Source organism: Nigerium sp. (assembly GCF_039811905.1).
Taxonomy (GTDB): domain Bacteria; phylum Actinomycetota; class Actinomycetes; order Propionibacteriales; family Propionibacteriaceae; genus Propioniciclava.
Genome location: NZ_JBDHZL010000082.1, coordinates 1 through 11497 on the forward strand (window position 1 = coordinate 1; position 11497 = coordinate 11497).

Genomic DNA, 11497 nt, shown 5'->3' on the forward strand with positions numbered 1-11497 from the left:
CGACGCGGAGGGCGCGGCTGCCGGCGCGGGTGCCGGTGCGGCCGCCGGGGCCGCGGAGGCCGAGCGCTGGGCGCGACGGTTGGCGTCCAGGGAGGCCTGGGCCTGCGCGAGCTGCGCCTGGGCCTGCAGCAGCGAGAGGCGCAGCGGGCCGTCGTCGACGGCCGCGAGCGGTTGCCCGGGGCTCACGCGGTCGCCGACCTTGACGTAAACCGACGCGACGGTCGAGGGGGTGTCGAAGGTGAGCTTGGACGTGTTCGTCCGCTCGACCTCGCCGCTCGCGACGAACCGTTGCTCGACGTCGCCGCGCGCGGCCGGCGCGGTGACGTACGCCTGGGTGACCGGGCGGTGCGCCACGCCCCACGCGATCGCGCCCACGACGAGGGCGAGCACGACGACGACCGGCAGCACGCGGGTGAGCAGTTTCTTCTTCATCACTCACTCCTCAGCGCGTCGATGGGCGCCATCTTCGCCGCGCGCGAGGCGGGGTACACGCCCGCGACGAGCCCGATCGTCAGCGAAACGGCGAGGGCGATGAGGGTCGCGCTCGGGGAGAACACGACGCTGAACCCGAGCAGCGGGGTGAGCAGCAGGGCGCCCGACAGGCCCACGAGGACGCCGATGAGGCCGCCCAGCAGCCCCAGGATCGCCGCCTCGACGAGGAACTGCCGCCGGATCAGCGCCGGCGTCGCCCCGAGCGCCTTGCGCAGCCCGATCTCGCGGACCCGCTCGGACACGCTGACCAGCATGATGTTCATGACCCCGATGCCGCCGACGAGCAGCGAGATGCCCGCGATGCCGCCCAGCAGCGTCGTCAGGACGCTCGTCATGGAGTCGGCGGCGGCCATCAGCGCCTGGAACGTCATGATGGAGAAGTCGGCGTCGCCGGGCGTCGTGCCGTGGTTCGCCCCGATCGCCCGCTCGATCTCCTGATAGGCCGACGAGATGGAGTCCTTGTCGCGGGCGGCCACGTAGATCGCGTTGATCGAGCGCGTGTTGCCCGTCGCCATGCGCGCCGCGTACGTCGACAGCGGCACGAGCACCGTGTCGTCGTCGTTCGACATCGAGCTCGTGCCGACCGAGGCCAGCACCCCGACGACGGTGAACGTCTGGCTGTTGACCGTGATCCGCTGCCCGATCGCCGGGCGATCGTTGAAGAGCTGCGCCGCCGTCGTCGGCCCCAGCACCGCCACGGACGCGCCCGCGGACGCCTCGGCGTCGCTGAAGAACCGGCCGTCGGCCAGCGTCCGCGACCGGACGGGCGCCCACTGCGTCGACGTGCCGACCACCTGGGTCGACCAGTTCTCCGTGCCGGCCTGCAGCGCCCCCCGCGTCGTCACGATGGGGGCGACCCCGGACACGTCGGGGGCGACGCTCGGATCCTGCAGCACGGCCGCGTCGTCCAGCGTGAGCGTCAGGGCCGTCCCCGCCGAGCGCAGCCCGGTCATGGACGCCGTCGCCCCCGGCATGACGATCAGCAGGTTGGAGCCGAGCTTGTCGATCTCGGAGTTGATCTGGCGCCGCGCGCCCTCGCCGAGCCCCACGGTGAGCATGACCGCGGCGATGCCGATCAGGATGCCGAGCATCGTCAGCAGCGACCGCATCCGGTGCCCGGCGAGCGCCTCCAGCGCCGTGCGGGTCGTCTCACGCCAGCCCACGGGGGATCACCTCCGTCGGTGCGTCCGCCGCGTCCTCGTCGGTGACCGGCCGGGCGAAGGCCCTGGTCGGGTCGGGCTCGGACGCCTCCTCCCGGCGGGCGTCCTCCTCGTGGGGCAGCCCCATGCCGCCGACGCTGAGCAGGCCGTCGTCGATGCGCATCACCCGGGACGCCCGCGTGGCGACGTCGGCCTCGTGGGTGATGAGGACGATCGTCCGGCCGGCGTCGTGCAGCTCGTCGAACAGCGTGAGCACGTCGCGCGTCGAGACCGAGTCGAGGTTGCCGGTCGGCTCGTCGGCCAGGATCAGCGTCGGGTCGGTGACGAGCGCCCGCGCGACCGAGACGCGCTGCTGCTGGCCGCCCGAGAGCTCCCCCGGACGGTGGTCGACGCGGTTCTCCAGCCCCACGCGCGTCAGGGCCTCCCGCGCGCGCCGGTGCCGGTCGGCCCCTCCGACGCCCGCGTACATGAGCGGCAGCTCGACGTTCCGCAGGGCCGTGAGCGACGGCAGGAGGTTGAACTGCTGGAAGACGAACCCGATGCGCCCGTTGCGCACCTCGGCGAGCTGCTTCTCGTTCATGCTCGCCACCTCGACGCCGCCCAGCTCGTAGCTGCCGGCCGTCGGGACGTCGAGGCACCCGATGATGTGCATCAGCGTCGACTTGCCCGACCCGGACGGCCCCATGATCGCGACGTATTCGCCTTCGCCCACGTCGAGATCGATGCCGCGCAGCGCCTCGACGGCGACCGCGCCCGTGTCGTACGTCTTCCGGACGCCGGCCATGTGCAGCAGCGGCGTCCCCATCATCGGCTCGCCGTGGGAGACGGGCTGCCCGCCGTGGACGCCGCCGCGCCCGGCCCGAAGGCCGGCGCCGGCGGCCGGGTGACCACGATGCCGCGCGGGACCTGCACGGAGTCGCCCTCCGCGAGCCCCGACGTGATCTCGGCGCGGCCCGCGAAGTGGCGGCCGACCTGCACCTGCTGCGTGGTGACGACCGTGCCGCGCACGAGCTGGACACTGGACGCGCCGCCGTTCGTCGTGACGGCCTGGTCGGGCACGGTCAACACGTCGGGGAAGGTGCCGACCGTGACGACGGCGTCCGCGCTGGAGCCGGAGAAGAGCTTGTCGGTGCGCTCGTCGACCGCGATCGTGACCGGGAACGTGGCCGCCGCCCCGGACTGCTGCTCGGCGACGATGCCGACCGTGTCGACGGTGCCGGGGACGGTGAGCGAGGTGCCGGTGGGCGTGATGGACGCCTTCTGCCCGTGCTTCAGCGACGGCAGGTCGGCGGTGCCGACGCTCGCGTTGAGCTGCCACGAGCCGGTGGCGACGATGACGATCTGGCCGGTGCTCGAGCCGGTGGAGCCGGCCCCGGAGAGCCCCGACAGGCCGGCGGGGAGGCCGCTCGCGCCCGACGCGCCCGTCGAGCCGCCCATCGACCCCGACGAGCCGGACGACAGCCCGGACGGCAGCGAGGCCGACACGCCCGCCACCTCGTCGCCGACGTCGTAGGAGACCTCGGCGATCGTGCCGGCGATGGGGGCCGTCAGCGTCGCGTCCGACAGCCGGTTGCGCGCGTTCGTCAGGGACGCCTGCGCCGCGCGCACCTGCGCGTCGGCCGCGTCGACCTGGGCCGCGCGGGCGGAGCTCGCCTTGCGCGCGCTGGACGCCTGGGCCCGCGCGGCGGAGAGGTTCGCCTGGGCCAGCGTGACGGCGTCCCGGAGGTCGCGGGTGCCCACGGACGCCAGCCGCGCGCCGGCCGCCACGGTGTCGCCGACCTTGACGTCGATGCTTTGGATCGTGCCGGGCACCTTGAACGTCGCGTTCGCCTTGCTCTTGGGCTCGACCGTCCCGGAGAGGGAGACGGTCTGGGTCTGCGTGTCTCGCGTCGCGCGGACGACCTCGGTGCCGGCCGTGCGATCGGCACGGGGGCGGAAGGCGACCCACGCCGCCACCAGGGCGATCACGAGGAGCGCCGCACCGGCGCCGAGCACCCACCGCAGGCGCCTGCTGGGGCGCCGGGTTCGATCCGCACTCATGGCGACTCCGTTCGTCGGTCCGCCGTCATGCTAGCTGCCGTCGCCAACCGGTCCGGGCGGCGTCCGATCATCGGCGGGGCCGGCAAACCGGGCCCGCGACACCGCGTCGCGCCGGGCCGTCCGTGGGGCGTCCGGCAGGCGGGCGTCCGGGGTGCGCGGGGCGATCGGCGTGCGTCGAGACCTCCCCCCGCGGGCGCGCCCCCCGTTACGATGCCGGTCATGACGCGGATGTCGACACCTGCCGGGCGCATGGCGGCCCGCGGCTTCGTGGAGCCGGCCGTCGCCGTGTCCATCCTCGAACGCTGGCTCGCGACGGGCGTGGACGCCGAGGTCTGTTCGGGGGTGGTCGCCGAGATCATCGCCTCCGCCGACCCCGACCTCGCGCTCACCGGGTTCGACCGGATCCAGGCCGCAGCCCCCCAGACCTTCCTGCGCGTGGTCGCCGACCGGCGCTGGTCGTCGCGCGTCGCCCGCGTGCTGGGGGCGTCGGCCGCGCTGACCCAGCACGTGGGCGTCCATCCCGAGCATCTGGAGGCGCTGGCCGGCGATCTCGGCGAGCGGCCGGCGTCCGACCTGCGCGCGGACCTGCTGCGCTCGGTGGGCGCCGATCCCGACGCCGCGATGCCCGTCGCCACCCGCGGCGCCGACGACCTGCGGCTGGCCTACCGGCGCGAGCTGCTCCGCGTCGTCGGCCGCGACCTGACGGCCGAGAGTCCGACGGACGCCCTGCCGAGCGTCTCGCGCGAACTCGCGCTGCTCGCGGACGGCGTCGTCGAGGCGGCCCTCGCGCTCGCCCGGGCGGAGGTGCCGGGCTCGGCGAACGTCCGGCTGGCGGTCGTCGCCCTCGGCAAGACGGGGGCGTCCGAGTTGAACTACGTGAGCGACGTGGACGTGCTCTACGTCGCCGAGCCGGCCCAGGGCCCCGACGGGGCCGACCTGGCGACGCCCGACCAGGCGATGGCGATCGGGTCGAAGCTCGTCGGCGCGCTCTCGCGGGTGTGCTCGGCGCACTCGGCGGCGGGCACGATCTGGCCGATCGACGCGGCCCTGCGTCCGGAGGGCAAGGCGGGCCCGCTGGTCCGCAGCCTGGCGTCCCACCGCGCCTACTACGAGAAATGGGCGAAGAACTGGGAGTTCCAGGCGATGCTCAAGGCCCGCCCGATGGCGGGCGACCTCGAGCTGGCCCAGGGGTTCGTCGACATGGTGTGGCCGCTGGTGTGGCGCGTCGCGGACGACGACGCGTTCGTCTCCGAGGTGCAGGCGATGCGGCGCCGCGTGATCTCGCTGATCCCGCAGCGGGAGGCCGACTCCGAGATCAAGCTGGGCGCCGGGGGGCTGCGCGACACCGAGTTCACCGTCCAACTGCTGCAGTTGGTGCACGGCCGCGCCGACGATCGGCTGCGGCTGCGCGGCACGTTCGACGGCCTGGAGGCGCTCATCACCTACGGCTACGTCGGCCGTGAGGACGGGCAGCGGCTCGGGGAGGCCTACCGCTTCCAGCGCGTCCTCGAGCATCGCGGTCAGCTGTTCCACCTGCGCCGCACCCATCTGCTGCCGAAGGACGCGGCGTCGCTGCGGCGCACCGCGCGCAGCATGGGCGAGCGGGACGCCGAGTCGCTGGCCGGCGACTGGCAGAAGTCGAAGCGCCGCGTCCTACGCCTGCATCAGCGGATGTTCTACAGCCCGCTGCTGGAGGCGGTCGCGCGCATCCCGTCGGCCGCGGTGACCCTGACGTCGGAGGCCGCCGAGACGCGCCTGCGCGCGCTGGGCTACTCCGACGCGAAGGCCGCGCTGCGCCACATCGCCGCGCTGAGCCAAGGCGTGTCGCGGCAGGCGGAGATCCAGCGGCAGCTGCTCCCGGCGATGCTCGGGTGGCTGGCCCAGGGGCCCAACCCCGACCACGGCCTGCTCGCGTTCCGGCAGGTCAGCGAGGCGTTGGGCAGCACCTCGTGGTACATGCGGGCGCTGCGCGACGAGGGTGCGATGGCCGAGAATCTGGCGCGCATCCTGTCGTCGAGCCGGTACGCGGTGAACCTGCTCAAGCGCGAGCCGCAGAACGTGCAGTTGCTCGCCGACCCCAGCGAGATCGTCCCCAAGACGCTGGAGGAGATCGCGCGGGCGATGCGGTCGACGGCGTCCCGGCAGAAGGAGGCGGGGGACGCGATCGCGGCCATCCGCGCCGTCCGGCGGCGGGAGCTGCTGCGCGTCGCGATGGGCGACCTGCTCGGGACGATCCCCCTCGACCAGGTGGGCCAGGCCCTGTCCGACATCATGGGCGCGACGCTTGACTGCGCGCTCGAGATCGCCTCGCGCGACGAGCAGGACCCGCCGCGGCTCGCGCTCATCGCGCTCGGCCGGTGGGGCGGGCGCGAGGTGGCCTACGGGTCGGACGCCGACGGCATGTTCGTCATGGAGGACTCCGACGACCCCGAGCGCACCAAGAGCGCCATGCGCATCATCTCGGCGGCTCGTCAGCTGCTGTCGCGGCCCGGCCCCGACCCGGTGCTCGAGGTCGATCTCGACCTGCGCCCCGAGGGTAAAGGCGGCCCGATGGTGCGGACGCTCGCCTCCTACCGCAGCTACTACGAGAAATGGTCGGCGACGTGGGAGCGGCAGGCGCTCATCCGGGCCAGCGTCGGCGCGGGCGACCGCGAGCTGGGCGAGGAGTTGCTCGCGGCGATCGAGCCGGTGCGCTACCCCGCGGGCGGGCTGTCGCACAAGCAGGTCACCGAGATCCGCAAGCTCAAGGCACGCATGGAGGCCGAGCGGCTGCCGCGCGGCACCGACCCGAAGCGGCACGTGAAGCTCGGCCCCGGCGGGCTCACCGACGTGGAATGGACCGCCCAGTTGCTCCAGGTGGAGCACGGGGCCGAGTACCCCGACCTGCGGACGCCGACCACGATGCTCGCGCTGGACGCCGAGGTCGCGGCCGGGTTCCTCGACGAGGCGGACGCCGAGGCGCTGCGATCGGCCTGGCGGCTGGCCACGCGGATCCGGAACGCGAACATGCTCGTGCGCGCGAAGGCGTCCGACACGATCCCGTCCGACGTCCGCGAGCTCGGCCCCCTGGCCGAGGTGCTCGGCTACGACAAGGGCCACACGTCGGCGTTCATGGAGGACTACCGGCGCGGCGCCCGGCTCGTCCGCGGCGTCATGGACCGGGTCTTCTGGGGCCTCGACGGGCGGTGAGCCGTCATGGGGTGCGGGCTGCCGGGGCGATCCGCAGCCGCGTCCCCTCCGGGGGCGCCGTGGCGCCGCTGCGCGCCAGGCGGGCGGCGAGTTCGGGGCCCGGCGGGTTGTGGTGCGACAGATGCACCGCGACCACCCGCGTGGCGTCGTCGACGCAGCCGAGGGCGCGGAGGCGTCCGATCTCGGCGGCGAACGTCGGCAGGGTGAGGTGCTGCGGCGAGAGGTCGGCGTCGCCGAACGTCTCCTCGCAGAAGACGGCGTCGAAGCGGCGTCCCTCGAGCAGGCCGGACGCCTCCTCCAGCCAGCCGGGCCCGGTGTCGGTCGCGTAGAGCACGGACGCGCCGTCGGCGTCCTCGAGCGCGTAGAGCAGGCACTCGCCGAGCGCCTCGTGGCGCGCGGGGAGGGCGGTGACGCGGTAGCCGTCGAGCACGACGTCGTCGCCGGCGGTCAGCTCGGCCAGCGTCACCACGGTGGACGCCGGGTCGAGCCAGTCGTGGCAGGCGTCCATGACCGGGCGCGGCCCGGCGACCGTCAGCGGGTCGTCACGGACCCACCCGCGGTGCAGCAGGAACGCCGGGTCGAGATGATCGGTGTGGGCGTGGGTGACGACGGCCGTCCGGACGCCCGCCAGGTCGACCCCCGCGGCGACGGCCTGCTGGGGGAGCGCCGGGCCGGCGTCCAGGAGGAGGCGTCCGTCGACGAGGAGGCACGTGGGCGTCCGGACGACCGCCGCCTCGCGCGCCCACGAGCACGAGGCGCACCGGCAGAACGGGTTCGGCCAGCCGTCGGCGGCGCCGGTGCCGAGCAGGGTGATCTCCACCCCGGCACCGTAGCGTCCTCGCCCCCGACGGGGTGGGCGGGGGTAGGCTGACGGCCGATGACTACCACCGGATTGCCCACGACGTCCGCCCGTCTGACGGGTTGGGGACGAACCGCGCCCACGACGGCCGAGGTGCTCTGCACGCCCGACGTCGACACCATCGTCCAGGCGGTCGCGCAGGCCGCAGCCGACGTCGAGGAGGGCCGCGGCCGCGGCGTCATCGCGCGCGGCCTGGGCCGCAGCTACGGCGACGTGGCGCAGAACGGCGGCGGCCTGGTCGTCGACATGACGGCGCTGAACACGATCCACGACATCGATCCGGACGCGGCGACCGTCACCGTCGACGGGGGCGTCAGCCTCGACACGCTCATGAAGGCCGCACTCCCGCACGGCCTGTGGGTGTCGGTGCTGCCCGGCACGCGGCAGGTGACGGTCGGCGGTGCGATCGGCAACGACATCCACGGCAAGAACCACCACTCCGCGGGCAGCTTCGGCAACCACGTGGCGTCGATGGATCTGCTGGTGGCCGACGGCCGCGTCCTGACGCTGACGCCCGAGGGCAGCGCCGACGATCCCGACGGCTCGCTGTTCTGGGCGACGGTCGGCGGCGTCGGGCTGACGGGCATCGTGCTGAAGGCGACGCTGTCGATGACGCGCACCGAGACGGCGTACTTCAAGGCCGACGGCGTCGTCACGAAGACCCTCGACGAGACGATCGCGGTGCATTCCGACGGGTCGGAACACCGCTACGACTACAGCTCGGCGTGGTTCGACGCCATCTCCGGCCCGCCGAAGCTGGGCCGCGCGGCGCTCTCCCGCGGCAACCTGGCGACGCTGGACGAGCTGAAGGAGCTCGCGCCGAAGCTGGCCGCCGACCCGCTGAACTTCTCGGGCAAGACGTTCGTGACGCTGCCCGACGTCTTCCCGAACGGGCTCGCGAACAAGCTGACGTTCACCGCGCTGGGCGAGGTGTGGTACCTGAAGAGCGGCAATTACACCGACCACATCCAGTCGCTGACGGGCTTCTACCACCCGCTCGACATGTTCGGCGAGTGGAACCGTGCGTACGGCTCCGACGGCTTCCTGCAGTACCAGTTCGTCGTGCCGCCCGAGGCGGTGGAGGAGTTCAAGCTGATCATCCTCGACATCCAGCGGTCGGGGCACTACTCGTTCCTGAACGTGTTCAAGCTGTTCGGCGAGGGCAACAAGGCCCCCCTCAGCTACCCGATGGCGGGCTGGAACGTGTGCGTCGACTTCCCGATCAAGCCGGGGCTCGACACCTTCCTGAACGGGCTGGACGCGCGCATCCTCGAGTTCGGCGGGCGCCTCTACACGGCGAAGGATTCGCGGACGTCGGCGGAGACCTTCCACGCGATGTACCCCGAGATCGATCAGTGGATCGCGACGCGCCGTGCGATCGACCCGCACGGGGTGTTCGCGTCCGACATGGCGCGGCGCCTCGAACTGCTCTGACGCGGGCGTGCGCGCGTCCCGTCTCTCGCATATCCCTGAACCCTCACCCCTGACCATCCGGGGCGCCCGCCCAGCCGGGCGGCGTCCCCTCGACCAACGGAGGAAGTCGTGATCGACGCCGTGGGCAACCCCAACAAGATCCTGCTGCTGGGCGGGACGTCCGAGATCGGGCTCGCGATCGTGTCCGAGTACCTGCGGCACGCGCCGGCCGACGTCGTGCTGGCGGTGCAGCCGGGGGACGACCGCACGGAGGCGTCCGTTCAGCAGATGAAGGACGCCGGCGCGCGCTCGGCGACCACGATCGACTTCGACGCGACGGACACCGACAGCCATCCGGGCGTGATCGCGCAGGCGTGGGAGGGGGCCGACGTCGACGTCGCGGTGGTCGCGTTCGGCATCCTCGGCGACCAGGAGGAGCTCTGGCAGGACCAGCGCAAGGCCGTCCTGGAGTGCGACATCAACTTCACCGGCGCCGTGAGCGTGGGCGTCCTGGTGGGCGAGCGGATGAAGAACCAGGGCTTCGGCCAGATCATCGTCATGAGCTCGGCGGCCGGCGAGAAGGTGCGGCGATCGAACTTCGTGTACGGGGCCACGAAGGCGGGGCTCGACGGGTTCTACCGCAACCTCGGGCAGGCGCTCGAGAAGGCGGGGGTGAGCGTGCTGGTGATCCGGCCGGGGCAGGTGCGCACACGGATGTCCGCGGGCGTCAAGGAGGCCCCCTTGACCGTCGACAAAGAGGACGTCGCGAAGCTCGCCGTCTCCTCGGCCAAGAAGGGCAAGGGGCTCGTGTGGGCGCCGCCGGCGTTTCAGTACGTGATGTTGGTCTTGAAGCACATCCCGGCCCCCATCTTTAAGAGGTTGCCGATCTAGCGCCCCTCTGGTGCGTTTCTACCTGACGTTCTCCACACTGGAGTGTGGAGAACGTCACACAGGTGCGTGTGGACAGACCGGACCGGCGAGCTCTCGGACACGTTTCTGTGGGGCGTTCCTGTCCCGAGGTAGCAGCACCAGTGAGGAACTCCTCGGCACGCGCGCGCGGGTAGGCACGGCATGCTCTCCACAGGCGGACGCCGGCTGCGGCGTCCTGAGCGACGAGAGCCGGGCGGACGCCTGAGCCCACGATCCCGGACGCCCGCGGCGCCCGGGCCACGCGGAGGCCGGGCGCCGCGTCCTCCGCGTGACCCCGCGGGGGATGCGTGATTCCGCGGAGGCCGCCTGATCTCGGGGAAGGACTCCTGACGATCCGGGCCGTTCTCTGCCCGGGTGGCCAGGGGCCGTGCCGGGGGGCGTCCGGGGTGAGGGGGACGGTCTCGTCGACGGTGGGGACCGTGTGACGTTCTCCACACCCCAGTGTGGAGAACGTCAGGTAGAAACCTCTCGAGATTCGCGCCAAATCAGGGGCAGAAGGCGACCCTATTGATGTGTCCCCGAAATGGGGGACGATTTGCTTTGCTATTGCACACGCTCTGTCACCCCCGAGGGCGACTTTGGCGACTTGATGTCCCGTCTTGCTTGCGGCGTGGCCTCGTATGCGTAAAGAATAGGCATTACCGCGACGGACCACTACGCGGGGGATATGTCTTTCAAGCGCTGGGGGGCGCGAGATGTGTCCGGACCATAAAAGATTCCGGGGGGAATACATAGTGAACGCCAAGGCTTTTGGCAGGATCGCCATGTCCGCAACCGCGACCGCGACGCTCGCGTTGGGTGGCGTCGCCGCCGTTCAGCCGTCGATCGCGATGGCCGCCACCGAGTCGGGTGCGTCCGCGCAGGCGACCAAGGCGCCGCAGGCCGAGAACTCCGCGAAGTCCGAGAACGCGAAGTCGAACAACGGCAAGTCCGAGAACGCGAAGTCGAACAACGGCAAGTCGGCCGACACCAAGAAGGGGTCGGAGAAGTCGAACAACGGCCGCGCGGTCGAGCTTCCCGTGGATGAGAACAAGGGCAACGCCAAGGATCCCGGCAAGGACGGCGACAACTGCGTCGACGGCAACCAGGGGAAGGGCAACGACTCCACGTGCGCGACCGACTCCACGCCCGCGAAGGACAAGGGCGAGAAGCCCGGCAAGGATCGCGGCCACAAGGGTGACCGGGACAAGGATCGCGGCCACAAGGGTGACCGGGACAAGGATCGCGGCCACAAGGGCGACAAGCCCGGCAAGGACCACGATTGCGACGAGCAGCCGACGCCGAAGCCGTCCGACGATTGCGACGAGCCCACGACGCCGGAGCCGACCAACCCGACGCCCAAGCCGTCCGACGATTGCGACGAGCCCACGACGCCCGACCCGTGCGATGAGTGTGAGGAGCCGACGCCGGAGCC

General features: G+C 72.2%; 9 protein-coding genes. 4 read left to right on the forward strand and 5 right to left on the reverse strand.

From position 1 onward, the window contains the following. The 4 genes from WMJ97_RS11715 to WMJ97_RS11730 form a co-directional block, all read right to left on the reverse strand. A partial coding sequence (locus WMJ97_RS11715; protein WP_347349179.1) for a biotin/lipoyl-binding protein occupies nt 1–432 on the reverse strand: 432 nt, incomplete at its 3' end. Next, a complete protein-coding gene (locus WMJ97_RS11720; RefSeq protein ID WP_347349180.1) occupies nt 432–1655 on the reverse strand; it encodes an ABC transporter permease in 1224 nt (407 codons plus the stop codon). The genes WMJ97_RS11715 and WMJ97_RS11720, both read right to left, overlap by 1 nt. Further along, a complete protein-coding gene (locus WMJ97_RS11725) occupies nt 1642–2460 on the reverse strand; it encodes an ABC transporter ATP-binding protein (protein ID WP_347349181.1) in 819 nt (272 codons plus the stop codon). Before WMJ97_RS11725 ends, WMJ97_RS11720 begins: the two co-directional genes overlap by 14 nt. Beyond that, nucleotides 2457–3692: an HlyD family efflux transporter periplasmic adaptor subunit gene (locus WMJ97_RS11730; protein WP_347349182.1), complete on the reverse strand. Its 1236-nt coding sequence runs from the start codon at nt 3690–3692 to the stop codon at nt 2457–2459. Before WMJ97_RS11730 ends, WMJ97_RS11725 begins: the two co-directional genes overlap by 4 nt. Before the next feature lie 219 nt (nt 3693–3911). On the opposite strand from WMJ97_RS11730, the gene WMJ97_RS11735 reads away from it, so the two are divergent. Next, nucleotides 3912–6881 (forward strand): bifunctional [glutamine synthetase] adenylyltransferase/[glutamine synthetase]-adenylyl-L-tyrosine phosphorylase, encoded by a 2970-nt coding sequence (locus tag WMJ97_RS11735; protein ID WP_347349183.1) that lies wholly within the window; start codon nt 3912–3914, stop codon nt 6879–6881. Nucleotides 6882–6885: 4 nt separating this feature from the next. Here WMJ97_RS11735 and WMJ97_RS11740 read toward each other — a convergent pair whose 3' ends face one another. Then, nucleotides 6886–7701 (reverse strand): MBL fold metallo-hydrolase, encoded by an 816-nt coding sequence (locus WMJ97_RS11740; protein ID WP_347349184.1) that lies wholly within the window; start codon nt 7699–7701, stop codon nt 6886–6888. Between the two features lie 57 nt (nt 7702–7758). Between WMJ97_RS11740 and WMJ97_RS11745 the strand changes: the two genes are divergently transcribed. From WMJ97_RS11745 to WMJ97_RS11755, 3 genes are all read left to right on the forward strand, one after another. Continuing rightward, entirely contained in the window at nt 7759–9174 is a 1416-nt protein-coding gene (locus WMJ97_RS11745; protein ID WP_347349185.1) for an FAD-binding oxidoreductase, read from the forward strand. Between the two features lie 108 nt (nt 9175–9282). Beyond that, the gene (locus WMJ97_RS11750; RefSeq protein ID WP_347349186.1) at nt 9283–10044 is read left to right on the forward strand and encodes a decaprenylphospho-beta-D-erythro-pentofuranosid-2-ulose 2-reductase; all 762 of its coding nucleotides are present in this window, start codon (nt 9283–9285) and stop codon (nt 10042–10044) included. A gap of 803 nt (nt 10045–10847) precedes the next feature. After that, the coding region (locus WMJ97_RS11755) for a hypothetical protein (RefSeq protein WP_347349187.1) at nt 10848–11497 on the forward strand (650 nt) is incomplete at its 3' end.

Excerpts from the sequence above, each read along its gene's own strand:
- WMJ97_RS11725 (WP_347349181.1), bottom strand. The coding sequence starts at position 2,460 with ATGATGGGGACGCCGCTGCTGCACATGGCCGGCGTCCGGAAGACGTAC.
- WMJ97_RS11730 (WP_347349182.1), bottom strand. The coding sequence starts at position 3,692 with ATGAGTGCGGATCGAACCCGGCGCCCCAGCAGGCGCCTGCGGTGGGTG.
- WMJ97_RS11735 (WP_347349183.1), top strand. The coding sequence starts at position 3,912 with ATGACGCGGATGTCGACACCTGCCGGGCGCATGGCGGCCCGCGGCTTC.
- WMJ97_RS11745 (WP_347349185.1), top strand. The coding sequence starts at position 7,759 with ATGACTACCACCGGATTGCCCACGACGTCCGCCCGTCTGACGGGTTGG.